Below are 23,152 nucleotides of genomic sequence, written 5' to 3'. Positions count from 1 at the left end.
CGTAAATTCTAGTAAGAAGCGTAGAAACATCAATTGTTTTTCTTTTGTCTCTCTAAAACAAGGATTCGAAACACTGCAGCCACAGCTTCATACAAATCTCTCGGAATTTCTTTCCCATTAGGGAGATGATCTAAGGTTTGAATCATGACTTCATCACGTATGACAAGAACACCTGCCTCACGAGCGATACGAATCAAATTTTCTGCAAACCTACCTTCGGCTTTTGCTACGAGTTTCGGTGCCGCATGGAGGTTTGGATTATAAGCAAGGGCTGCCATCTTCTGTTTCATCTATAATCTCCGTTATAGGAATCTTTTTTCCAAACATCCATTTGTACGGATTGAATTTGGGGAAAGTCCCGAGTAAGAGTTACAAAAGACTTTCCCAAGTCCATAGCTTGAAAGGAACTTTCTGTTGTGAGTTGCACAAGAACTGGTTTTTCTTTTTCGGGATCATAATGGAACTGGATTCCCATCGCTCCTGTTTCTTTGGACTCCCAAAACACATAGAGAACCAAACCTTTGTTTTTCGGTTCCACTATCATTTGTAATGATTCTTTTGAATCTGGATCTATAAAGGAAAGAAGATCTGAAAATCCAGTTTCGCCTAAAAGATAATTCCAAACTGGTTTTAATTCAGAAACTTCATTTGGTTTAGAATCAGATTGAATCGCCTTCCAATGCTCCCACCTAAAAAGATTCTCTGCTTTACCTGAGTTTATTTGGGTCTCTTTTTCGATACCTTCTCCAAACAAGACCAATTGGTCTTTCGGGTTGGGAACGGATGTTTGTTGAAAATTAACTTTTGTTTTGCCGATTCCTTTTTCAGTTGGAATAGAGTGAAAGGCATTTGTCTGAAGAAAACTTACATTTTTGTCGGACACCAATTTCCCCAAAGAGAGAAAAGGTGAGAGTGAGTTTAAATTAGAAAAGAGTGGGTTCACTTCCTTCAGATCGGAGAAATTTACAAAAACTCAACCGGTGGATGGGAGAAATTCCGAGTTTCAAAAGGGCATCCCTATGTTCTTCGGTTCCGTAACCCTTGTGTTTGGCAAACCCATAACCTGGGTATTTTAAATCCATTTTTTCCATATATTCATCTCTATAGGTTTTGGCAAGGATCGATGCCGCAGAAATGGAAGGAATCAAATCATCTCCTTTGGGAAGCGAAAAATAACCTTCTATAGGTTTTGTGATCTTTAGTTTATAATTTCCATCGGCGAGGAGATAAGGCTTAGTATTTAACAATTTGTCTTCATTGCGATTTGTCTCTCCATCGTAAGTAGAAGTGGACAAATGCAATTTTTCATGCGCAGCAGTATTGAATTCAAATGGTTGTAGGTTTGTCGGCAAACAGCGGTTCATCCCATAAAAAATAGCTTGGTTGATATTATAACGATCAATGAACTTGGCGCTAACAAAGGCCACACGATAATAAGATACATGTCTTAAAATTTCCGATCTAAGTTCGATACGTTTGGGTTCAGGAATTTTTTTAGAATCGCGAAGACCTTTTAAGATTTCGCCATTTTTGATTTTTTCTAAGGTAGGAAGGTCAAAGGAAACACAGCCCACAGAAACGGGGCCAGCAAGTGTACCACGACCTGCTTCATCGAGTGAATAACAGGTCAGGTGAGGGATTTGAAATTCAGGAAAGAACGGCCGAGTGACGACCGTTTCAAGAGAAATTATGCGCTAGGTGCTTCTGCAGCTTTTGCTTGTGCAAGAGCGGCTTTAGAAGCCTCATCCTGTCTCTTTTTATCTTTGGCAACAATTGCTTGTCCGCCTTTTCTTTCTTTGATACGTCCCGCTTTTCCTTTTTTATCACGGAGATAGAAAAGTTTTGCACGACGAACAGATCCTTTACGAACGAGTTCGATCTTTGCAATTCTTGGGCTATGAAGTGGGAAAATTCTTTCCACTCCGATATCGTAAGAAACACGTCTTACAGTGAAAGTTTTGCTTTGTGATTTGTTCGCAATGGAGATCACAACACCTTCGTAAACCTGAACACGTTCTTTTCCAGATTCAACGATTTTGTAGTGAACTTTTACAGTATCACCAATTTCGAAATTAAGTTCGTTCTTTGCTTCGCCTGCGAGTGCTGTTTCTAGAATCTGATTCATGGCTTCCTCTAAGAATGATTTCTTGTTTTGCGGTTTTTTTGCCGCCATTTCCGGATCTCTTCATGATGACCCCCAAGGAGCACATCAGGAACTGTCCAACCCATAAAATCATAGGGTTTTGTATATTGGGGGTATTCTAATTCTTCTGTTTCATTGTGCGATTCTTCTAGAAGGCTTTCTTCTTTTCCTAAAAATCCCGGAACAAACCGAGACAGGCAATCGGCAACAACGAGAGCAGCTAAATCCCCCGATGAAATAACATAGTTTCCAATGGCCACTTCCCTGTCAATTAAATGCTCCGTGACACGATGGTCGACCCCTTCGTAGTACCCGGAAATCAAAGTGATGGTCTCCGAGGATTCAAAAATCTCCCGAGCTAAAGTCTGGTTAAAAAGTTCACCGGAAGGGCTAAGTAAGATGACCTTCCCTTTATTTTCCCCAAGGGATTCTAGGGCCCGAAAAATGGGTCCCACTTGCAAAAGCATCCCAGGTCCCCCGCCATAAATTGTATCATCTACCTTTTGGTGTTTGTTGTCCGCAAAGTCGCGAAGGTGGACAGTATTGATTTCTACCACCCCTTGTTTTACGGCTTTTCCAGGGATTCCTGTATCAAAGTAAGAGGTGATTTTTTCTGGAAAAAGAGTGATGAAATTAAACTTCAATCCACTGCTCCCAGCCTATGATTTCTAAGGTTTTGGATTCTAAGTTCCAATCCCCCACAAACTGATGGAGAAAAGGAATGAGGACTGTTTCGCCTTCGCCAGTTTTTGGTTTTAGTTCCAAAATGGGATGAGCGGGGTTGTCTATGACTTGGGTCACTACATAATTCAACGATTGGCTCGTTTCTTTGGAAATGGCAATGAGACCGACTAAATCTTCGGTGTAAATTTCGCCTTCAGTGGCTTTAGGTAAATCTTCCCTTTTCCATAACAAAGAAAATCCACGGTATTTGATGACAGTTTCTGGAGTTTCAAAACCCTTTAGTTTGGCTAGGTAATGATTTCCATTGAGTTTGAGTTCCTCGATTTGGATGGTAGACTGATTCCCACGAGGGTCTTCAACTGTGCAGGTGAACGGTGGTTTGACGGAATTTAAGGTATCACCTTCGGTGAAAATTTTGATGAACCCTTTGATTCCATGTGAGGATCCAATGACCCCCACTTTCACTAAACTTGGTTTAGTCGACAATTTCTAAAGTATAGTTTTTGCCTTGTTTGGTTCCGGCTGCTTGTAAAACAGTACGCAAAGATTTTGCAATCCTTCCATTTTTCCCGATCACCTTACCTAGGTCTTTTGCTGCTACCCGAAGTTCGATCACTGTTTCTTCCTCTCCGGGGACTTGGTTGACAGCCACTTGTTCTGGTTGGTCAACGAGAGATGTAACGATATAACGAACTAAGGATTCCATGTATCAATTAACCTTTGAATTTTGACCAAACGTCGTCTTTTTTCAAAAGAGCAAGAACTGTATCAGTAGGTTGAGCACCTTTTTTTAACCAAGAAAGAGTTTTCTCTTCATTGAAAGTTGCTTTTTTCACAGAGGAAGTGGATGGGTGAAAATGCCCAATCGCTTCAATGAACTTTCCGTCACGTGGAGCACGAATGTCTGCTGCTACGATGCGATAGTGCGGGTCTGCTTTTGTTCCCGTTCTTTGTAATCTTAATTTAACCAAGGAAAAATACCCCTTTTATAGCGAGTTTTTTAAATAAGGACGATCTGTCAAGAGCGAGTTCTAGCACTTGCAGCGAGTTCTTTTAATTTTTTACCCTGTGCGTTCGGATCTCCCGTTTTATAGAGTCCCGAACCCACAACTGTAATGTCCACACCAAGTTTTGCTAGTTCTTCCATATTGGATTCGTTCACACCACCGTCCACTTCTAGTTCGATATTGTAGGGTTTCGTGAGTTTACGAACCGCCGCTATTTTTTCGAAACCAGATTTTACAAAGGACTGTCCGTAAAATCCTGGATCCACAGTCATGAGTAACACAAGATCCAAATACGGAAGGATTTGGGAAATAGATTCCGGAGGTGTTTGCGGATTGAGAGAAACTCCGACTTTGATTCCTGCCTTTCGGATCTCTTCTGCGAGTCTCACTGAGAAGTTTGTGGTTTCAATATGGAAGGTGATACAATAAGGATTTAGGTCAAAGTATTTGGGAACGTGGAGTTCGGGGTTACTTACCATCAAATGTACATCGAGTGGGATTTGGGTATGGGACTTTACTTCTTTAGTAAAAGCTTCCCCAAAAGAGATTTGAGGGACAAAGTTTCCGTCCATCACATCAATATGGATGAGGTCAATATTTTCTTGTTTGTACGTCGGAAGCTCCTGTGAGAGTCCCGTTAATTTTGCAGCAAGGATCGATGCAGAAATTTTCATATTAATAAGTTCCCTTTAATTTCCAAACCTTGGCCACTCCGGATTCTTTTCCGACTAAACTGACTTTTACATTTCCTGCTCTATGGATGAGAAAACGCACAGGTTCATCTTCTTTTAGTTTTTGGTTGGTTAAGATTTCTTTTTCGACTTCTGTATCTTCCCCAGGTTTTGTATAACTCAGTTTTGCAGAGTAAAGATCATCATCATCCACTTCATATTCCAAATATTCATAATCCTGAACCAGGGACTCCGAAGGTTTTAAATAATAAACACCAACTTCCGCTCCAGTCTGTTTTAATTCAAAGGAAGAAGTAAGTCCATTTGATTCACGAAACTCTGGTTTGGTGGCTTCTTTCAAACGATAAGGAATTTTTTTTCTTTGTAAAAAATCGACAACAAAGGGAACGGGTGTTCCTACAAACTTTGTGGAATCCAATACATCATTCGCTGATTGGTTGGATTTTTTTTCAATATTTGGTTCTGTAACGAGTAAGTAAATTTTTTCGCCGGAATGTGTTTCCTTTCCTGGAGCCGGAATTTGGTCAATGATTGTGTCAGCAGGTTCATCACCCACAGCAGGCACATATGTAATCCCACCAATTTGTAATGGAACATACACTTCACCGGATAATACTTTTTCTAAAATGGCTTTGGCACGTTTTAAATCTTGTCCTTTGACATCAGGAATGGTGACTCGATCAAATCCAATATTCACTGTAAGATAAAGTTTAGATCCGGCTTCTACTTCTTTACCAGGATCAATGGATTGAGCCAGAATGATCCCGTCGGTTTTTTCAGGGATTCTTTGGGTTTCTAAACGGACTTTGAGTTGGAGTCTTTGTAATTCGTTATGAACCTCAATGTAGTTTTTGCCAATCACATAAGGCATCATTACCTTTTGTTCTTCTTTGGTTCGAACAACGACCACAAGAAAGGCTGCTACAAAAAATACGAGGAGCCCCAAACCAACAAATAGAACATAACCACTGTAAGGTAGGATTTTTAGAAACTTTTCTTTCACGTAAATGATTCTCCGGCTAAAACCCGCGCCCCATTAAAAAACTCAAATCCTTTCATGGGTTTTTTCCCTTCGGGTTGTAAGGTATCTATACCAAGCAGGTTTCCGTCTCCACAGAGGCAGAAAAGCCTTTTTTTCTGGTATAGGAAAAAGGAACCAGGTGCGAGATCCGGTGGAATCGGAACGGGTTCCTCATCGGCTTTCGGGAGAAAGGAAGAGATAAGGATCAGTTTTTTTCCCCGAAATTCAGTTACAGCCAAAGGATCAGGATACAAGGCACGAATCCGGTTGTGGATGTTTTTTGCCGGTTCCGACCATTGGATGGGACGGTCGTTTGCCGTGATTTTTTTGCAGTGAGTTGCCTCATTGGCATTCTGCGGCTTCGAAGTCCAAGCGGTTCCCGTAGATTCCAGTTCTCGTAAAAGACGAATGAGTTCTTCTGCCCCTTCTTTTGTAATCGATTGCAAAAGAGATGCTGTGGTCTCCGCTTGCTTCACTTTCCAGGATTTTTGGGAAATGATATCGCCCGAATCCACTTCCTTGGCTAAAAACTGAATCGTAAATCCTGAGTTTTCCTCTCCACTCAAAAGAAAACTTTGGACGGGAGAAGCGCCGCGGTATTTCGGTAACAAACTTCCGTGGAGATTGATGCTTCCAAATTTCGGATCTTGGAAGACATTCTCGGGAACGATCGATCCGTAGGCATAAACAATATGAACGGGAGAACCATAGGATAAAATTTGTTTTTGTGCCTCTTCATCGGTTCGGAGTTTCGACGACTGGATGACGGGGATTCCTTTTGCAATCGCCAGTTCCTTAACGGGTGTGGGTGTGATGATTTGTTTTCTTCCCACCGGTTTGTCGATATTGGTCACAACAAAATCAACGTGGATTCCAGCGTCGAGTAAGATAGAAAGTAATTCTTTAGAGTGTTCTGGAGATCCAAAGTATCCAATTGAGAGTTTCATCATTTTTCCTATTAAACAAGTTCCAGAGGATCCAAATCATATTCAATATAACATTTGGAATCGATTTTAAATTTAGCTTTTGTTTCCCGCAATAGATTACGTAAAACGGTGATAGATTTTGATTTTAACAAAATATGGTATCTGAAGTTATTATCAATTTTATAAAAAGGACATTGGCTTGGCCCAAGAAGGGTAACAGATGCATCCATATTTTCTTTTAAATATTCTGCGTAAACAACAGATTGTTTGTTAGCAATGTCTTCGTATTTAGACCTGAAAACAAGTCTCGCCAAACGAGAAAAAGGTGGATAAAACAGATCTCTACGAAATGTCAACTCCCAGTCAAAAAATGCAGGATAGTTTTGTTCCATCGCCATTTTTAGCACTGGATGTTCGGGATCATTGGATTGGATGAGGACTTCTCCTTTTTTTTCACCCCGACCTGCCCTACCCGCAACTTGCGAAATCAGTGAATAGGTTCTTTCGCTACTGCGAAAGTCAGGAACCCCTAGTCCATGATTGGCATTTAAAATTCCTACAAGTGTGACATTTGCATAATCTAGACCCTTGGCTATCATTTGTGTACCAGTCAAAATGTCTAAATTTCCTTCACCTAACTTTTCAAGTACATCGCGAGTAACTTCTTTATTTTTGGAACTGTCTTGGTCTAAACGTTCGATCCTTGCTTTAGGAAAATGGGAAAGCAAATATTCTTCTAATTTTTGTGTACCGGCACCAAACAAGTCCAACTCATCTCCATGAACTTGTTTTAAATTACTAAAAGTAGATTTATACCCGCAGAGGTGACACCTAACAGTTTTGTCAGAATGATAACAAAGTGTAGCTGTACATTTTGGACAATGAATGAATTCTTTTGTGGCTACGGAATAAATAAAGGGATTATAACCTCGGCGATTCAGAAGGATGATGGTTTGTTCTTCCTTTTTCAACCGGTCCGCAATTTTAAACTGCAAATCGCCCGAAAGGAGTTCACTATCTTCTTTTTTTTCCGTAATTTCTACTGTTGGAAGTGATGCCTCTGGATTAGCTCTTTCTTTTAGTTCCGAATAACCAATTTGGCCCGCTTTGGCTAAGTAAAAAATTTCAAGACTCGGAGTAGCAGAACCTAACAATAATTTACCGTTTGTTTTTAAAATTCTTTGTAATGCCACTTGGCGGGTATGGTAACGAGGGGCTCCATGTTCTTTGTAAGATCCGTCATGTTCTTCATCTAATATGATTAATTCGATGTCGGACAAAGGGGCAAAGACTGCAGATCGGGTTCCGATACAAATTCGTTTTTTTCCCTCCTTTAGATCCAGATAGTTTTGAAATTTTTCCGAAGTTCTTAGATGAGAATGTAAAACCGCCACTTGCCCGGGGAAAATTCTTTCGATCCTTGTGATGGTTGGGTAAGTGAGAGAAATTTCCGGAACAAGAAAAATAACGGATCCTTTAGGTTTTCGTAAAACCTCTGCCATAAGATGAAGATACACCTCGGTTTTACCACTTCCCGTAATCCCATATAACAAATGTGTGTTGGATTTTTTATTGGTAACAATTTCATCCAATGCTTTTTTTTGTGAAGGATTTAACGGATGTAATAATTCAAATTGGATATGTACAGGACTTTGTTTTTCCTGTTTTCTTTTTTTTCCTTTCGGAACCATAAGAAACAGTGCTTCTCCGAGAGAAGACAAATAGTTTTCAGACATCCACTCTGCCAAATCCAATTGTTCATCCGTTAGAACTGGCTCTAAATCAATTTGTTTCAAAATGGAAAGAGATTCATAATTTGGCTCATTTGAATGAATCTCAATCACAACTCCTTCCCATTCCTTGCCATTTAAGGGAACGAGGACACGAACACCTGGTCGCAAATTCTCGATTGATTGAGGAATTTCATAAGTGAGAGTTCTACTTTCCCATGAAAGATTGAGGGCCACTTCTGCGAATTGGATCATTAGAGATAAGGTTTTATCAGGGATAAGTGGGCGATAAAACTATCTTCTAATTCTTGTTTCTCTTTTCCATATTGAAAAAGATTACTTTCCGAATCTGTTTTTTTAGCCTTTTCACCCAGGAAAACTAATGCTTCTGGCGATCTAGTTGTGACAATAGGAATGGTTTGTCCCGACAAATCCCACTGTGTTTGTTTTCCTAGATACTCCTTTGCCTTCTCAGCACCAAACAATAACTTAGCGGATGATCCCAAAATCACAATGGCTTTGATTCCATATTCATCTACCGTATCTTTTACGTGAAATTTACAGTTTTCAACTCTAGTTTGCCAATCGGCTTCTTTTGAATCCGTATTAGAAAAGTTACAAGCAGGATATTCTTGGTAATAAAACTCTTCGAAAGAAAATCCAAATACCTTTTGAACAAGTTCTCCCCAGCTACTTTCCGTTAGTTTGTCTTTGAAAATTTGATTTGGTTTTGTTTTCGTAAATGGTTTTTCTTTGGGACCGGTGGCACCAGAATAATGCAAAATAAGGATTGGTTTTCTTCCTTTATGGAGAAACTGACGCACGCCACTAAGTTTTCCCTGACAAAGGGTACATGAAAAATTAACCAAATCCTTATTGTTCCTTTGGTTTTCCTTCTGTTGTTTCTTCTGGATTTCCATAGATTCGGGAACCTTGGATTTCCAAGGAAATACAAAGTCATTTGGATCTTGTTCCTCTTGGTATTGGTAAATCGAAACTGATTTGTTTTGGATTAAAAATTTAGTTTCTTTGAGAATGTCTGTAAAACGTTCTAAAATCGATTTTTGATCCATACTAACCTTCGTTCAACTGTTCTACTGAAATATTTAAGGAACGTAATTTTCGATACAAATGGGTTCGTTCAATTCCCAATGCTTTCGAAGTTCTTGTCACATTCCCCTCGCAGATCTGTAAGGTTTTAATGATATATTGACGTTCGAACTCTTCTTTGGCATGTTTTAGATCACCGCGAGCAACCATTTCGTTGGCTTTTTTAAAACCATGCAGTGCTTCCTTTACATCCTTCGCACGGATGGTATCGCCAGGAACAAGAATACTTAGCCGTTCTAAAATATTTCCTAGTTCCCTCACATTTCCAGGCCAAAAATGGGAAGTAAGGGCATCTAGTCCTTCTCTATCAATAGTTTTTGGTGATAGTTTATTTTCAGAAATGGATTTATTCAAATAAAATTCTGCGAGTAAAGGAATGTCCAAATTCCTTTCACGAAGTGGAGGTAACTCCATTGGGATTACACTTAAAGCATAGTATAAATCTTCACGAAACCTACCTTCGCGAATGGCTTCTTCTACATTGGAGTTTGTGGCAGCAATGATACGAACATCCACAGGGACAGATTCTTTTCCACCCACTCGTTCTAATTTTTGTTCGAGGATTACTTTTAATACTTTAGATTGTAAGGCAGGAGTTAAATCACAAACTTCATCCAAAAACAAAGTTCCATTCGCGGCAGCTTCCCATTTACCAATTTTTGTTTCACTTTTAGATTGGTTTCCATGGATTTCGTAACCGAATAACTCCTGTTCTAAGGTTTCCTCAGGAATGGCAGCACAATTGAACTCTATATATGGTTCATCTTTCCTTTTGGAATTTTGATGAATTGCCCTTGCTGTTAATTCTTTACCAGTTCCATTTTCTCCAAATATAAAAACACGAGCGTTGGTTTGTGCGGCTTGAAAAATCGCAAACTTAACTCGTTTAATGGGTAAAGATTCACCTAAAATTTCATCCACTTCTAGTTGGAATTCTGGGATTTCGTGGTCTTTTGTTTTTTCTAAAGCTGATTCTATTGTTTGAATGACTTTTTCAATGGAAAGTGGTTTTTCTAAAAAATCAACAGCGCCTTTTTTAGTAGCATTGACTGCTAGTTCAATCGTTCCATGTCCAGAAATCATCACAATCGGCAAACTAGAATACAATTTTTTGCATTCATCCAAAATAGCCAGACCATCCTCTTTACCAACCCAAACGTCCAACAAAACAAGAGAGGGTCTTTCTTTTGCCAAAGACTTAAGCAGAGCTTTTCCATTTGCAAAATCTTCCACTGCATAATCTTCATCTTCTAAAATCACTCGAAGTGACTTCCGAATTTCTTTTTCATCATCAAGAATATAAATTAGTTTTTGCATTAATGAATATCCAGCGGAAGTTCGATTCTAAACTTACAGCCACCTAACTTAGAATCTTCGACAGAAATATGCCCATGATGATCAATAATGGTCTTCTGGACGATTGCAAGTCCAATTCCCGATCCATGATTTTCCTTTGTCGAAAAATAAGGTTCAAAAATTTTTTCTTTCCATTCCTGTTTCAAACCAGGTCCCGAATCATCAATTTCGATCACAATCGATTTGCGTAGTGCTTTTTTTTGCAATTTTGACATGATACGAATTTTTTTCCGTCTTAAACTCAAAATATCCATGTCATCTTTAGAATTTTCTGCCGATTGGATAGCCTCAACCGCATTTTTAATTAAGTTATTAATGACACCCAAAAACAACCGTTTATCGAGAAATACTTCTGGTAAATTTTCCGCAAATTTTAATTCAAATTCAATATCAGTTGTATCTTTAAAAAGAGCCACTGCTTCTTCTAAAATTGGATTTAGTTTTTGATTGATGAGAACAGGGACAGGCATTCTTGCAAATTCACTAAACTCTTTCACAAGATGTTCAAGAACCCGCACTTGACCAATGATGGTTTCAGTCGCATCAAATATTACAGATTCTAAGTTTTCGGATTTTGGATTTTGGAATTTTCTTTGGATTCTTTGTGCCGAAAGTTGAATAGGAGTCAGTGGATTCTTAATTTCATGGGCCATTCGCTGTGCCACTTCTTTCCAAGCAGCAATTCTTTGAGTATGCATAAGTTCTTCTGACTTTGCATTTAAGTCACTGACCATTTGATTAAAACTATCAATGAGAATTCCCATTTCGCCTTCTTCTGTTTTTTCCAAACGTATGTCAGATTCACCTAACGATACTTTCTTTGTTGCGTTAGCCAAATGAATGATAGGGCGAGAAATTCGTCTCGCAAATAAAAAAGAAAACAAAATGGCAATGAGAAACATTGCAAAAGAAAATGATGCAATAGTAATCCTTACACTGAACGGAATTTTTTCTTTCCAAAGACTTACTTTTTCATACGTTGAAGTTGCATTCACTATACTCTGAACATCAGCTTCTAGTCCTTTGTGTATTCTTTGTCCAACGTAGACCTGTGTCCCTTGATCCAAATAAAACTTACATAGGATATACGACTTGTCACTTAAATACAGGCGGCTTACAAAAATTCCACTCTGCTTTGAGTCTACAAAATCTAAACCTTTGATATCACGGAACAAACCTTTAGATTCAAAACTAAGTTTTCCTGACTCGACAATACCTAAATAATATTCATTTTTTTCAAATAAACCATTTTCAACACTTTTACGAAACACTATGTATCCGTCAGGTTTTACACCAAAAAGTCTAGAACGCAAAATGCTAACTTTATCAATAAATTCAGATTCTATTTCTTTTTCTTCATTTTGAATGATTAAATTTGCAGATCGAAGTGCATTGGAAATATCCACTCGATAAAATCCCTCAATGAGCCTCCCCGTCAAATTGGAAGATAGAATAAAAATTGGTAAGGAAGGAACAAGAGCAACGAACAAAAAAGCAAGAGTTAGACGGTATCGAATCGAACTTCTAATTTTCCCTGTTTCTCTATTGCGCCGGTTCCGATAAACATAACTTAGAATTAAGGATAAAATAAAAAATGGAATGAGAATAAAAACATAAGTATCTAGTTTTGAGAAAAAGGATATATCTTCTTCTTGTCTAAAAAAAACTAGTTCAGAAAAAGCAACAGACACAGCTAAGGTAAGAAAAAAGATAAAAATATCTCTTAAGTAATATCGATTCTCGTCGGACAACCTAGGTAGTATTTTGAAAAATCTAATTGGCATTGGCTTCAAAATTTCGACCAACCAACGCTTCTAACGCTAACAATGCCTCCTCTTCTCCTTTGCCATCTGCTTTTACAGAAAACTCAGTTCCGGGTCCAAGTGCCAACATCATCAAGCCCATAATTGATTTTCCATTGACTTCAATATCATCTTTAATTACAAAAATTTCGCAAGGAAAACTTGCAGCCATCTTTACAAACAATGATGCAGGTCTTGCATGTAACCCGCTACTATCTTCTCTAATCTTTAATTGGATTTGTTTCAATGGAACTCTGTTGGATGTATGTATTTAATTTATTAGAAAATTCTTTTGCACTATTTTTTCCCATTTTTCGTAATCGTTGGTTCATAGCAGCTGTTTCAACGATTATAGGTATATTCCTTCCCGGTTTGACAGGAATTTCTATATACGGAACCGAAACCCCAAGGATTTCTTCCATACTTTGTTCAATTCCCGTTCTTTCGTATTCACCAGAAGTTTGTTCTTCCCATTCTTTTAAATTGATAATTAATTCAATTAACTTATGGTCTCGCACCGAACCAACGCCAAACAAATCTTTGATGTTTAAAATTCCCAAACCTCGAATTTCCATATGATGGCGCAGAAGATCCGAGCAGGAGCCAATCAAATAACTTTCACTTAAGCGACGTATTTCTACCATATCGTCAGCCACAAGCCTGTGACCACGTTCAATTAGTTCCAAAGCGGTTTCACTTTTTCCAACACCAGAACGACCTGTTAACAAAGTTCCTATTCCGAATACTTCAATCAGAACACCATGGCGCATTGTTCGTGGAGCAAGTGCACGATCTAGAATTTGTGAAATCAGAGTAATGAACCTGTGAGTTGCAATCTCTGTTTTAAAAAGTGGAATTCCTTTTGTTCTAGCTCTCTCCACAAAAGGAACTTGGGGTTCATTTCCGTGAGTGTAAATGATACAGTTCAAATGAAATTCAAAAAACTTTTCTGTAATTTCTTGAAGTTTATCTTCAGAAAGAGAATTGAGATATGCCCATTCTCCTTTTCCTAAGATCTGAATTCTATCATTGGCAAAAAAATCAAAAAATCCTGTAAGCGAAAGTCCAGGACGATTGATTTCAGCATTATTAATCCGATTGGATAAACCAGCTTCACCAGTCACTAAAACCAACTGAAGGTCTTCATGATCCCTTAAAATAGTATCAACAGTGATCCCTGGAACTGGCATTGGATTACCCCTTTAAAGAACTGATCCTTTTTCTTTCGTTGGAAGGTAGGATTCTAAGGACCTTTCTATACTTTGCAACTGTTCTACGAGCAATTTCAATACCTTTTTTCTCCATTAGCTCTACGATATCTTGGTCTGATAAGGGATTGTTTTCATCTTCGTCTTTCACCAAATTACGTATGATCTCATGAATCTTTTTGGAACTTTCTTTTCCACCTTCTGAGGACTTCACACCAGAGGAAAAAAACCATTTGAGTTCAAATATTCCCCAAGTCGTTTGTATGTACTTATTTGTTGTTATGCGAGAAATTGTAGATTCATGTAAATTTAATTTTTCAGCGACTTCCTTTAAAGTGAGAGGTTTTATGAAACCAATTCCACCTCTAAAAAAATCTACCTGAAAATCGATGATGCAACTCACAACACGTTGCAAGGTTTGTCTTCTTTGTTGGATCGAACGAATCAGCCACTGGGCAGAACTATATTTTGTCTGAAAATATTCCTTTTCTTTCGGAGGAAGTTTATGATTTAAAAGTTCTCTGTATTCTTCTTGGATTGAAAGTTTAGGCAGCCATTCATCATTAATAAATATATTGAATTCGTTTCCCACTGCTTTCACGACCACATCAGCCACTACGTAGTCTATTTTCCTTCCTTGGTATGTTGTAGCAGGGTAAGGTTCTAATTTTTTGATTAACCGAGCTAGAGTCAGAATTTCTTCTTCAGTAATTCTTAAATTTTTGGCAATTTTTTTATAATCTACTTTTTCCAAGTCTGATAAAAATTCCCCAATCAATTGGTGTAAAAGAGTATTATCAGGGAAAAGGATTTTCCCTTGAATGAGAAGTGTTTCTTGCATATCTTTTGCCCCAATCCCAATAGGATCTAGTTCGTTGATTACTTGCAAAACACGCCGTACTTTTGATTCTGGATAACCCATTTCCTTAGAAACAACAGATAAATCGTCTGTAATAAAACCTTTATCGTCGATCATACTGATGAGAACTTCACCAATTTCAAACTCTAATTTTGTTAGTTTAATGAGCCTTAGTTGATTTAGTAAATGTTCCTCTAAGGTTTCCCCTCGAGTGGAAGACTCAATGTATTTTTGGTTTCTATCACTAGCTTCTGTGTCATAAGACCGAGGGCCCTCTAACGAATAAGAATCTTGCCAATTGACATCTGTACTTTTTTCATGATTTAATTTTTCTAAACGTTTTACTTCATCGATTGAAAAAAGCTCAGGCATCTTTGTTTTTTCATCGACCCCAACTTCATCCAATAATGGATTTTCTAAAAGTTCATTTTGAATTTTATCTGAAAGTTCCAATGTAGACAAAGATAACAATTCGATGGACTGACGTAAGTCCTGGGTCATCACTAATTTCTGCGTTTGGCGTTGTGAAAGTGAAGCCCCGAGTTTCATTTATAGTTTAAAATCCTCACCCAAATATATTCTTCTGGTTTCTGGATCACTGATTAAATCATCGGCAGTACCCGATATGAGTATTCGACCGCTATACATAATGTATGCACGATCTGTAATTTTTAATGTTTCTCTTACGTTGTGGTCAGTGATCAAAATTCCTAGACCACGTTCTTTTAAAGATTGAATGACATTTTGAATGTCCTTTACCGCTATTGGATCCACACCTGCAAATGGTTCATCCAAAAGAATAAAATCTGGATTTGTTACAAGTGCCCTTGCAATTTCACAACGACGTCTTTCTCCACCTGACAAAGTGTATCCTTTTTGATTGGCGACTCGCATGATCTGTAACTCCATAAGAAGTTCGTCTCTACGCCGAATGATTTCATCACCAGGAAGATTCATAGTTTCTAAAATGGCTTCTAAGTTTTCAGCAACAGTGAGTTTACGAAAAATACTCGCTTCCTGTGCTAAATATCCGACCCCCATTCTTGCTCTGATATGCATGGGAGCTTTTGTTAAATCTTCGTTATCTATAAAAACATGGCCTTCGTCTGGGGTTACAAAACCAACACTCATATAGAAACTAGTAGTTTTTCCAGCACCGTTGGGTCCAAGGAGACCTACAATTTCGCCTTTCCTAATATAAAAACTTACGCCATCTACAACCTTACGTTTATTGTAGATCTTAACAAGATTTTCCATCCGAAATGTTTTTACATCCGGATCCATTTCTTGTTTTTGTGTTTGAATTTTACTTTTTTTCGCCATTCGGTATTACCTTAAGCCCATCTGTCAGATAAGCTTTGTCCGATTTAGGGAAAAGAATGATCTTTCCCACAGAGACCTTTGTGTTGTCCTTTACAAGTGTTGGATTTCCTTCTAACACTAATTCATCTCGTTTTTCAAAATAAGTTGCATATTCACCGGTAGCAGTGGCAGTTTGTGTTTCTACTTCTACATTACCACGGGCAACAGTTTCGAATTTTTCATCAAATCTCTCTAGGAAAACAGCTGTTAACTTCCCACGTTCTTTCAATTCCTTTTTGTCCAAAAAAAGAATTTGGGGGTTTTCAGTTAAATACGAATATCCTTTATCTTTATCATAAGAGAGAAAACCACCTTCCATTCGGTATGCATTTTCCCGATCCAGATAACTTACATTTCCGGTAGCCCGGATATCTTTATTATTTCGACGGCTTTCCAAAAGATCGGCTCTAAACTCAGAACTCTTACGATACATAAAGGCATCCCCACTCATAGATGTCATGGTTTCCTTTCCTTTATTTTTATGGTTCAGAGTTTTTCCTGTAAACAAAGTCACAACACGCTCTTTTGTCGTGGTATCTTTTTCTTTGTCTTTTTTATTCTCATAAGAAACTTGGTAGATGGTCGCATCTCCATCCAATTGTATGTTTCCTTCTTTTACAAAATAGGAAAGTGTTTGTCCGATTAAAAATCGATTTTCAGAAAATAAAAAAGGTTCTCCAGCCAAATCAATCCGATCTTCTTTTTCGGAAAATACAGCATCTTCGCCAAAGACTTGGAATTCGTCCGAAGTGACAACAACCTTACCCGCCAAATTTGTTTTAGCTTCTTCTAAATATCGAATAATGGATTGGCACTGGATTCTAACTACCTTCCCATCTTTTTTTTGCAGAAGGACAGGGTTATTTTCTAAACTCACTGTCCCGCCTATTTTATTATAAATTCCCTTGGAAGCTGTTAAAGTGACACCGTTTTGGAAATCTTCGACAACCACTTGGCCTTTTAAATTTCCAATGAGTGCATCTTCTCCTATGATTTCAATTTCACGAGCACTCAATTTGATGGTTTTATGCATAATATAAGCGCCACCACCTAAAATAAAAACCTTCATTGGAATTCCATTAATGGTCCTTTCTTCTTGAGTAAGGCTACTTCCACCCCAAATAACAGGGATCTTATCTTTTTTTTCTTTTTTCTTATCGGGTGAAAGAATGGAATCTTCTTTTTTTAGAAAATTCTCAGAACCGTATAACACCGGTATCGGTGATGGATTCGCGGACAGAAATGAAAAAGAAAAACTGAAAATCAGAGTTATCTTTTTCATTGTTTTTCCTTAAGCGGGTTACTACCGCCCACAGTCACAGCCTTCGGCTGGATGATCGTAAACTTATTTAATCCTTTGTCTGCCCTTAATCCCTTACCTCGGATGGTGGTTCCATCGGAGTAAACCAAAACGTCATCTTCAGACGATAAAGTTTTTTCATCTAAATTATAAGTTAAGGATTCTGATTCTATGAACTTTCCATCGTTCGTTTTAAGTCGCACCTTTCCACTTAATAGAACAGTTTTTGTTGAGTGGTTGATCTCGCCTCTGTTTCCGGTCATTGCAGAAGTTGCATTTCCCTTTTCATACTGTTTGAATTCAAAACCGTAAATGATGGTTTTATTTTCTTTTGGAAAAATATATGATTCTTCACCTTTTAGTTTCCATTCTAGTTCTCCAGATTCCTTATATGAGGATCGAGAAAAATTTCTCATAGAAATCATAGAACCAGATTCTTTTTCTACTTCAATGCGAAGGTATTCCTTATCTTTACAGCTAACAATAGCTAGTAGATAAAAAAATAAGCTCAACCTTCGCATCATAAAAGGTATTTTAGGCCTCTAAAAATTTGGTTTTTACCAAACGATCAAGTTCCAAAAGTTGGGTTAAAAGATTTTTTGCTTTGGCTAAAGGAAACTGTGTAGTGGCATCTGAAAGCGCTTTTTCTGGATCAGGATGGACTTCCATAAAAAGTCCTTCCACTCCAACAGAGACTGCTCCACGAACCATATGAGGAATGAATTCGCGAACCCCACCAGTGATGTTTCCCGCAGCACCAGGGAGTTGTGCAGAGTGAGTGGCATCAAATACAATCGGAATCCCATGTTTGTGCATCATCGGAATTCCACGTAAATCAAAGACTAGATTTCCGTATCCGAAACTAGCTCCCCTTTCGGTCACCATATACTTCTCAGATCCAGACTCTTGGATTTTTGTTTTGATATGACGGGTGTCATCCGGTGCCATAAACTGGCCCTTTTTAACATTCACCCATTTTCCAGTTTCGGCTGCCTTTGCAATCAAATCGGTCTGGCGACTCAGGAATGCGGGAATTTGGAAGATATCAACAGTATCTTTTAAAGGATCGACTTGGATGGTTTCATGGATGTCTGTGAGTACAGGAACATTGTATTTGTTTTTGATAAAATCCAGAAGTTTCCTTCCTTCTTCCAAACCAGGTCCTCTGTAAGAATTGATCGAAGAACGATTGGCTTTGTCAAAAGAAGATTTAAAGATATAAACAATCCCTAAATCATCGCAAATAGCTTTCATCTCTCCACAAACTCTATCGAGTAATTCTTTGTTTTCCATCACACAAGGACCGGAAATCAAAAAGAAGGGATTACGACCCCCGATTTTTTTACCGAAAAATTCTCTTTCTTCAATTAAATCGTACATCTTAATCCTCCGTTTTTTTAGCTAGTTTGGATGCAGCTCGTATGAAACCTGCAAACAATGGATGTGGGTCAGTCGGTTTCGATTGAAATTCAGGATGAAACTGCACTCCTACAAACCATGGATGACTCGCCACTTCTACAATTTCCGCCAAACTTCCATCAGGTGAAAATCCGGTAAGATTCATTCCTTTTTTCTCAAAATCATCTTTATATCTCAAAGTGAATTCAAATCTGTGTCTATGACGTTCGGAAATTCTTTCAGCTTTGTATTCTGAAAATGCAAGACTTCCTTTTTTAACAATACAAGGATAAGCACCAAGTCGCATGGTTCCACCCATCCGTTCGATTTCTTTTTGTTCTTCTATCATAGATATCACCGGATATTCTACATTGGGTTTAAACTCTGTCGAGTTAGCATCTTTATATCCAAGAACATTTCTTGCAAATTCAATGACTGCACACTGCATCCCAAGGCAAATTCCAAAAAATGGAATTTGTTTGGTCCTTGCATATTGGATAGCGGCAATTTTGCCTTCAATTCCACGTTCCCCAAATCCACCTGGAACTAAAATTCCATGTACACCTTTTAAATGTTCTTTAATGTTTTTAGAATCAATATCTTCTGGATTGATTTTGATGACATTGACTTCTACGTCATTGGCAATCCCACCATGCGCCAATGATTCATAAACGGAACGATAGGCATCTTGTAAGGATATATACTTTCCAATTAACGCTACCTTTACTGTCTTTTTAGTATTACGAATCCGTTTTACCATATTTTCCCATTGGGAAAAATTCAGTTTACGAAGATCCATTCCGAGAGCATTCAAGACCACTTCATCCAATTTGTCTTCCCTATACATTAAAGGAATTTCATAGATAGAAGTTGTGATATCAACAGCAGAGATTACATTTTGTTCTTTAACGTTACAAAAAAGAGAAATTTTATTTTTCATCTCCTTTGACATTGGTTTGTTGATTCGACAAATTAAAATGTCTGGTTGGATACCTAACGCAAGGAGTTCTTTTACCGAATGTTGTGTTGGTTTTGTTTTTGCTTCCCCAGCAGCAGTAATGGTTGGGACAAGAGTAAGGTGCAAAAACAATACTTGGTTTGCTCCATGTTCGTATCGCATTTGCCTGATGGCTTCTAGAAAAGGAACGGACTCAATGTCACCCACGGTTCCACCAATTTCCACAATTACAAAATCTGTCTCCTGATCGCGTGTTAGGTTATAAATTCTATTTCGAATTTCATTGGTGATATGCGGTACAACTTGTACGGTTCTTCCTAAATAATCGCCTTTTCTTTCTCTTTCTATGACCGCATGGTAAATTTGGCCCGTGGACACGGAATTTTTTCTAGAAAATTTGGATTTTGTAAATCTTTCGTAATATCCTAAATCTAAATCTGTTTCTGCACCGTCTTCGGTTACATATACTTCCCCATGTTGGTACGGACTCATCGTACCTGGGTCAATGTTGATATAGGGATCCATTTTTTGTAAAGAGACGGTATAACCCCTGGCTTCTAACAAACAACCGAGAGCTGCAACGGTAACCCCTTTTCCTAAAGAAGAGGAAACGCCACCGGTAATAAAAATATATCTGGTCTTGGACAAAATGGACCTCAAAAAAGAATGTTTTTTACAGAGTGGTGGGATTTGGGTCCAAAATCAATACGTTTAGGAAGGAGATTTGGCTTTTTCTAAAATCTTCGTTGTGGATTTTCCTTGAACAAAAGGTAAAATTTGAATATCCGCTCCCATCTCTTTTAAAATTTGGTATTCCGGCAGGGTTTCCACTTGGTAGTCTCCCCCTTTGGAATGGACCGAAGGTTTTACTTTTTTCAAAATTTCAAGCGGGGTATCTTCAGCAAATGAGGAAACAAAGTCCACAGAAGAAAGACCGGCAAGGACGGTCATTCGGTCTTCACAAGAATTGATGGGTCGAGTCTCACCTTTTAGTCGCCTAACACTTGCATCCTCATTGACCCCAATCCAAAGTAAATCTCCTAAATCACGAGCCTGCGCTAAGTAACTCACATGGCCCGGGTGCAAAATATCAAAACATCCATTGGTAAATACAATTCGTTTTCCTTCGAGTGACTTTCTTTTGGATTCAATTTGATCCAAAGGAATGATTTTGGAATGGATTTGATCGTAAAAACTCATAGGCTCCCATCCAAATAACCGAGAGATTGCAGGGCCTCTTCAATTTCCGTTTGTGTGACAGTAGCAGCACCTAACTTTCCAACGACGATCCCAGCACTCACATTAGAGATAAGAGCGGCATCGGCTATGGTCATCCCCGTTGCCACAAAAGCAGTGTATGTGGTAATCACAGTGTCACCCGCACCCGTCACATCAAATACTTCTTTGGCAACTGTTGGGATATGATAAAATGAATCTGATTTTCTTTCATAAATGGACATTCCTTTTTCCCCACGAGTGATCATCATGGCATCGGGTGTGAGTTTTTCTGAGATTTCCCGACAAGCTGATTCAATTTCAAAATCACTCAGAAGTTTTTTACCTAATGCCTTTCCAGCTTCATGATGGTTGGGAGTCATAATATGGATGTTTTTGTATAAGAAAAAGTGGCTGACCTGTGGGTCTACCGTCACAATTTTATTTTCACGATTACAAAGGGCAATGACGGACTGAATGAGAGAAGGTGTGAGATACCCTTTGTCATAATCTGATAAAATGACTGCGGAACATTCATTTAATTTAAGTTCCAATTGTTTGAGCACGGAACTTTCTTCTTCTTTGGTCAGAGGAACCACTTCCTCACGGTCTACCCGACAAATTTGTTGGTGTGTGGCAATGATCCTAGTTTTTAAAATGGTAGGAAGGGTTTTGGATTTTAATAAAACCAAGTCTTCCTTAGAAACCGAATTTTTGAGTAGAAGACTTTCTAAAGAATCTCCAGCTTTGTCCTCACCAATCCTTCCAAAAACAACCCCAGAGACTCCGATAGAAGATAAATTCTGAACTACGTTGCCCGATCCACCTAAGGATTGTTTTTCGTTTCGGACCCAAACCACAGGTACAGGAGCTTCCGGGGAAATTCGTTCCACTGAACCAATCAAATATTCATCTAGAATCAAATCTCCAATCACAAGCACTTTGATTTTGCCTAAATCCTCAAAAGATTTACGAAGTGAAGTTTTCTTAATTTTCAACAAAGCCAGATCCTTGAATTGGTTTACAACTAAACAGAGAATCTAAAACCTTTCTCTGTGTCAACCTTCCCCTTACCTCTCTTTCCCTTACCAGATGTATTTCTGTTTCCGGGAATGTTTTTACCTCTCCATATCTTTGAACCCAGATACCGGATGATGCTCGATTTTTGTATGGAAAACGGGGGAGAAATGGGAATGGCGCCTTACCCAAAAAATTGGGTTGGTGCAGGATTTCCTCCCATCCCAGAAGTTGTCGGATATGGTCATATCATCCAAAAAGAATCCTTACCAGATGGAAGATCCAATATCATTTTAGAAGGAATTGGAACTGCTGAAATTGTAAGTTTGGATTCCACAGAACCATTTTATATCGCACAAATTGTTCGCCGGGAACACCAAAGAAATAAAAATGTTTCGGAAACTTTAAAAGAAAAAATTGAAGAGTTACTTATTCTCACCAAACGAATCTTACTTGCCGAAGGTGCGGAGGAAGATTTAATTTTAAAAATGAATCAAATTTTGGTTCATCCTTATCCGGTAGATTTTATAGCCTCACTCATCTACTTTGATTTTAAAACTAAACAAACCATATTGGAAACCACTCATTTAGAGACCAAAGCTGATCTTTTAAAGACGGTTTTACTTGGTCTTAATTTGAGTGAGTAGATGGTTTAGTTTTTAATTCTGCCACCAAAAATAAAAACTCAGGTAGATCTGTTGGATTTTCTCGAAAGAACACTCTTGGGTTTGTTTCTTTTGCATTTAAGTATAAATAACTAGAGTTTTCTTTACGAATGTATGCACGTTCCAAGTAGTGATCGGTTTGTGAATATTGCAAAAAATCTTTCATCAAATCACTAATAGCAATATCACCTTCGCTTTGTTTGTTGGTAGCGGAAAAGAAAACTGAAGTTGTATCTTTGTCCTGTTTTTCCCAATGAAATTCACTGGACCAATGCCCTTTTCCACCAAATGAAAGCGCTGGGATGAGAGAATCTGAAACTAAATTGGGGATAAACTCCTGAGATTCCCAAGGAACCCCTTTGCCCAAAAAATTCACCTTGGCTAAATACGTTTTCCAGTGTTTGGAGAGTCCTTTCACTTGAAGTTTGGGTAAAGACAAACTCTCCCGTAAAAAACTTCTTAAAGTTAGAAATCCTAAAAATCCCAAGTGAACTTGGGTCACAGATTGGAAGTCCCAAACTTCTTCTTGTTTCAACGAAGATAAAAACAAGGAATCCATCGCATAAAAGTCCTGGTGTTGGTAGGGGTAAAAAACGCCTGTAGATGAGGAAACTAAAGATCCGTCCGATCGATTCACAATTAGAATATCGACGGTTGGAGAAAAAGAGAAGAGTAAAAACCGCCTGAGAACCAGGCGGT

Annotated in this window: 27 protein-coding genes; 1 reads left to right on the top strand and 26 read right to left on the bottom strand. The window is 38.3% G+C overall.

Annotated features, from left to right (window positions below; genetic code table 11):
* Positions 1-29: 29 nt before the first annotated feature.
* From CH364_RS07235 to rfaE1, 25 genes are all read right to left on the bottom strand, one after another.
* Positions 30-290: an EscU/YscU/HrcU family type III secretion system export apparatus switch protein gene (locus CH364_RS07235; RefSeq protein ID WP_100742877.1), complete on the bottom strand. Its 261-nt coding sequence runs from the start codon at positions 288-290 to the stop codon at positions 30-32.
* Entirely contained in the window at positions 287-883 is a 597-nt protein-coding gene (locus CH364_RS07230) for a hypothetical protein (RefSeq protein WP_243401281.1), read from the bottom strand. Before CH364_RS07230 ends, CH364_RS07235 begins: the two co-directional genes overlap by 4 nt.
* A 40-nt stretch (positions 884-923) precedes the next feature.
* The gene (locus tag CH364_RS07225) at positions 924-1,574 is read right to left on the bottom strand and encodes a ribonuclease HII (protein ID WP_243401280.1); all 651 of its coding nucleotides are present in this window, start codon (positions 1,572-1,574) and stop codon (positions 924-926) included.
* 113 nt (positions 1,575-1,687) lie between these two features.
* Positions 1,688-2,125, bottom strand: coding sequence for a 50S ribosomal protein L19 (gene rplS, locus CH364_RS07220; RefSeq protein WP_165779488.1), 438 nt, complete (start codon positions 2,123-2,125; stop codon positions 1,688-1,690).
* An 8-nt stretch (positions 2,126-2,133) separates the two neighbouring features.
* Positions 2,134-2,787 carry a tRNA (guanosine(37)-N1)-methyltransferase TrmD gene (gene trmD / locus CH364_RS07215; protein ID WP_100742873.1) on the bottom strand — a complete coding sequence of 218 codons (654 nt, stop codon included), beginning with the start codon at positions 2,785-2,787 and terminating at the stop codon, positions 2,134-2,136.
* Positions 2,777-3,313 carry a ribosome maturation factor RimM gene (gene rimM / locus CH364_RS07210; RefSeq protein WP_100742872.1) on the bottom strand — a complete coding sequence of 179 codons (537 nt, stop codon included), beginning with the start codon at positions 3,311-3,313 and terminating at the stop codon, positions 2,777-2,779. Before rimM ends, trmD begins: the two co-directional genes overlap by 11 nt.
* Positions 3,303-3,533, bottom strand: coding sequence for a KH domain-containing protein (locus CH364_RS07205; RefSeq protein ID WP_002974362.1), 231 nt, complete (start codon positions 3,531-3,533; stop codon positions 3,303-3,305). Before CH364_RS07205 ends, rimM begins: the two co-directional genes overlap by 11 nt.
* A 7-nt stretch (positions 3,534-3,540) precedes the next feature.
* Positions 3,541-3,798 carry a 30S ribosomal protein S16 gene (rpsP, locus tag CH364_RS07200; protein ID WP_002973959.1) on the bottom strand — a complete coding sequence of 86 codons (258 nt, stop codon included), beginning with the start codon at positions 3,796-3,798 and terminating at the stop codon, positions 3,541-3,543.
* Between the two features lie 47 nt (positions 3,799-3,845).
* Positions 3,846-4,508 (bottom strand): ribulose-phosphate 3-epimerase, encoded by a 663-nt coding sequence (rpe, locus tag CH364_RS07195; RefSeq protein ID WP_100742871.1) that lies wholly within the window; start codon positions 4,506-4,508, stop codon positions 3,846-3,848.
* 1 nt (position 4,509) lies between these two features.
* A complete protein-coding gene (locus CH364_RS07190) occupies positions 4,510-5,529 on the bottom strand; it encodes a PASTA domain-containing protein (protein WP_100742870.1) in 1,020 nt (339 codons plus the stop codon).
* Entirely contained in the window at positions 5,526-6,494 is a 969-nt protein-coding gene (fmt, locus tag CH364_RS07185; RefSeq protein WP_100742869.1) for a methionyl-tRNA formyltransferase, read from the bottom strand. Before fmt ends, CH364_RS07190 begins: the two co-directional genes overlap by 4 nt.
* An 11-nt stretch (positions 6,495-6,505) precedes the next feature.
* Positions 6,506-8,458, bottom strand: coding sequence for a replication restart helicase PriA (priA, locus tag CH364_RS07180; protein WP_100742868.1), 1,953 nt, complete (start codon positions 8,456-8,458; stop codon positions 6,506-6,508).
* Complete coding sequence (locus tag CH364_RS07175) at positions 8,458-9,276, bottom strand: hypothetical protein (RefSeq protein WP_100742867.1); 819 nt, start codon at positions 9,274-9,276, stop codon at positions 8,458-8,460. The genes priA and CH364_RS07175 overlap by 1 nt, the downstream gene beginning before the upstream one ends.
* Position 9,277: 1 nt before the next feature.
* Positions 9,278-10,630, bottom strand: a complete 1,353-nt coding sequence (locus CH364_RS07170) for a sigma-54-dependent transcriptional regulator (RefSeq protein ID WP_100742866.1) — start codon at positions 10,628-10,630, stop codon at positions 9,278-9,280.
* Complete coding sequence (locus CH364_RS07165; RefSeq protein WP_100742865.1) at positions 10,630-12,453, bottom strand: LIC_11548 family sensor histidine kinase; 1,824 nt, start codon at positions 12,451-12,453, stop codon at positions 10,630-10,632. The genes CH364_RS07170 and CH364_RS07165 overlap by 1 nt, the downstream gene beginning before the upstream one ends.
* Positions 12,443-12,718, bottom strand: coding sequence for an HPr family phosphocarrier protein (locus tag CH364_RS07160; RefSeq protein WP_100742864.1), 276 nt, complete (start codon positions 12,716-12,718; stop codon positions 12,443-12,445). Before CH364_RS07160 ends, CH364_RS07165 begins: the two co-directional genes overlap by 11 nt.
* Complete coding sequence (gene hprK, locus CH364_RS07155; protein WP_100742863.1) at positions 12,693-13,661, bottom strand: HPr(Ser) kinase/phosphatase; 969 nt, start codon at positions 13,659-13,661, stop codon at positions 12,693-12,695. The genes CH364_RS07160 and hprK overlap by 26 nt, the downstream gene beginning before the upstream one ends.
* A 4-nt stretch (positions 13,662-13,665) precedes the next feature.
* Positions 13,666-15,087, bottom strand: coding sequence for an RNA polymerase factor sigma-54 (gene rpoN, locus CH364_RS07150; RefSeq protein ID WP_100742862.1), 1,422 nt, complete (start codon positions 15,085-15,087; stop codon positions 13,666-13,668).
* Entirely contained in the window at positions 15,088-15,795 is a 708-nt protein-coding gene (gene lptB / locus CH364_RS07145) for an LPS export ABC transporter ATP-binding protein (protein WP_035983849.1), read from the bottom strand.
* A 49-nt stretch (positions 15,796-15,844) separates the two neighbouring features.
* Complete coding sequence (locus tag CH364_RS07140) at positions 15,845-17,182, bottom strand: hypothetical protein (RefSeq protein WP_100742861.1); 1,338 nt, start codon at positions 17,180-17,182, stop codon at positions 15,845-15,847.
* The gene (gene lptC / locus CH364_RS07135; protein WP_100742860.1) at positions 17,179-17,724 is read right to left on the bottom strand and encodes an LPS export ABC transporter periplasmic protein LptC; all 546 of its coding nucleotides are present in this window, start codon (positions 17,722-17,724) and stop codon (positions 17,179-17,181) included. Before lptC ends, CH364_RS07140 begins: the two co-directional genes overlap by 4 nt.
* Before the next feature lie 10 nt (positions 17,725-17,734).
* Positions 17,735-18,580: a 3-deoxy-8-phosphooctulonate synthase gene (gene kdsA / locus CH364_RS07130; protein WP_100742859.1), complete on the bottom strand. Its 846-nt coding sequence runs from the start codon at positions 18,578-18,580 to the stop codon at positions 17,735-17,737.
* Between the two features lies 1 nt (position 18,581).
* Positions 18,582-20,204: a CTP synthase gene (locus CH364_RS07125; RefSeq protein WP_100742858.1), complete on the bottom strand. Its 1,623-nt coding sequence runs from the start codon at positions 20,202-20,204 to the stop codon at positions 18,582-18,584.
* A 63-nt stretch (positions 20,205-20,267) separates the two neighbouring features.
* Positions 20,268-20,756 carry a D-glycero-beta-D-manno-heptose 1-phosphate adenylyltransferase gene (rfaE2, locus tag CH364_RS07120; protein ID WP_100742857.1) on the bottom strand — a complete coding sequence of 163 codons (489 nt, stop codon included), beginning with the start codon at positions 20,754-20,756 and terminating at the stop codon, positions 20,268-20,270.
* Positions 20,753-21,772, bottom strand: coding sequence for a D-glycero-beta-D-manno-heptose-7-phosphate kinase (gene rfaE1, locus CH364_RS07115; protein WP_423790163.1), 1,020 nt, complete (start codon positions 21,770-21,772; stop codon positions 20,753-20,755). The genes rfaE2 and rfaE1 overlap by 4 nt, the downstream gene beginning before the upstream one ends.
* Positions 21,773-21,883: 111 nt before the next feature.
* On the opposite strand from rfaE1, the gene CH364_RS07110 reads away from it, so the two are divergent.
* Positions 21,884-22,435: an LON peptidase substrate-binding domain-containing protein gene (locus tag CH364_RS07110; RefSeq protein WP_243401278.1), complete on the top strand. Its 552-nt coding sequence runs from the start codon at positions 21,884-21,886 to the stop codon at positions 22,433-22,435.
* On the opposite strand, the gene CH364_RS07105 is transcribed toward CH364_RS07110, so the two are convergent.
* Positions 22,419-23,090 (bottom strand): LIC11631 family protein, encoded by a 672-nt coding sequence (locus CH364_RS07105; protein WP_100742854.1) that lies wholly within the window; start codon positions 23,088-23,090, stop codon positions 22,419-22,421. The two genes, CH364_RS07110 and CH364_RS07105, sit on opposite strands and share 17 nt — an antisense overlap.
* Between the last annotated feature and the right edge of the window lie 62 nt (positions 23,091-23,152).

It is taken from the genome of Leptospira harrisiae, from assembly GCF_002811945.1.
Lineage (GTDB): Bacteria > Spirochaetota > Leptospiria > Leptospirales > Leptospiraceae > Leptospira_A > Leptospira_A harrisiae.
The sequence above is the reverse complement of the archived record's forward strand: the minus strand, read 5'-3'. Positions and strand labels throughout refer to the sequence as shown.

Excerpts from the sequence above, each read along its gene's own strand:
- priA (WP_100742868.1), bottom strand. The coding sequence starts at position 8,458 with ATGATCCAATTCGCAGAAGTGGCCCTCAATCTTTCATGGGAAAGTAGA.
- CH364_RS07165 (WP_100742865.1), bottom strand. The coding sequence starts at position 12,453 with ATGCCAATTAGATTTTTCAAAATACTACCTAGGTTGTCCGACGAGAAT.
- rpe (WP_100742871.1), bottom strand. The coding sequence starts at position 4,508 with ATGAAAATTTCTGCATCGATCCTTGCTGCAAAATTAACGGGACTCTCA.
- CH364_RS07110 (WP_243401278.1), top strand. The coding sequence starts at position 21,884 with ATGTTTTTACCTCTCCATATCTTTGAACCCAGATACCGGATGATGCTC.
- fmt (WP_100742869.1), bottom strand. The coding sequence starts at position 6,494 with ATGAAACTCTCAATTGGATACTTTGGATCTCCAGAACACTCTAAAGAA.
- lptC (WP_100742860.1), bottom strand. The coding sequence starts at position 17,724 with ATGATGCGAAGGTTGAGCTTATTTTTTTATCTACTAGCTATTGTTAGC.
- hprK (WP_100742863.1), bottom strand. The coding sequence starts at position 13,661 with ATGCCAGTTCCAGGGATCACTGTTGATACTATTTTAAGGGATCATGAA.
- rpoN (WP_100742862.1), bottom strand. The coding sequence starts at position 15,087 with ATGAAACTCGGGGCTTCACTTTCACAACGCCAAACGCAGAAATTAGTG.
- rplS (WP_165779488.1), bottom strand. The coding sequence starts at position 2,125 with ATGAATCAGATTCTAGAAACAGCACTCGCAGGCGAAGCAAAGAACGAA.
- CH364_RS07170 (WP_100742866.1), bottom strand. The coding sequence starts at position 10,630 with ATGCAAAAACTAATTTATATTCTTGATGATGAAAAAGAAATTCGGAAG.
- kdsA (WP_100742859.1), bottom strand. The coding sequence starts at position 18,580 with ATGTACGATTTAATTGAAGAAAGAGAATTTTTCGGTAAAAAAATCGGG.
- rfaE2 (WP_100742857.1), bottom strand. The coding sequence starts at position 20,756 with ATGAGTTTTTACGATCAAATCCATTCCAAAATCATTCCTTTGGATCAA.
- CH364_RS07205 (WP_002974362.1), bottom strand. The coding sequence starts at position 3,533 with ATGGAATCCTTAGTTCGTTATATCGTTACATCTCTCGTTGACCAACCA.
- lptB (WP_035983849.1), bottom strand. The coding sequence starts at position 15,795 with ATGGAAAATCTTGTTAAGATCTACAATAAACGTAAGGTTGTAGATGGC.
- CH364_RS07140 (WP_100742861.1), bottom strand. The coding sequence starts at position 17,182 with ATGAAAAAGATAACTCTGATTTTCAGTTTTTCTTTTTCATTTCTGTCC.
- CH364_RS07175 (WP_100742867.1), bottom strand. The coding sequence starts at position 9,276 with ATGGATCAAAAATCGATTTTAGAACGTTTTACAGACATTCTCAAAGAA.
- CH364_RS07235 (WP_100742877.1), bottom strand. The coding sequence starts at position 290 with ATGAAACAGAAGATGGCAGCCCTTGCTTATAATCCAAACCTCCATGCG.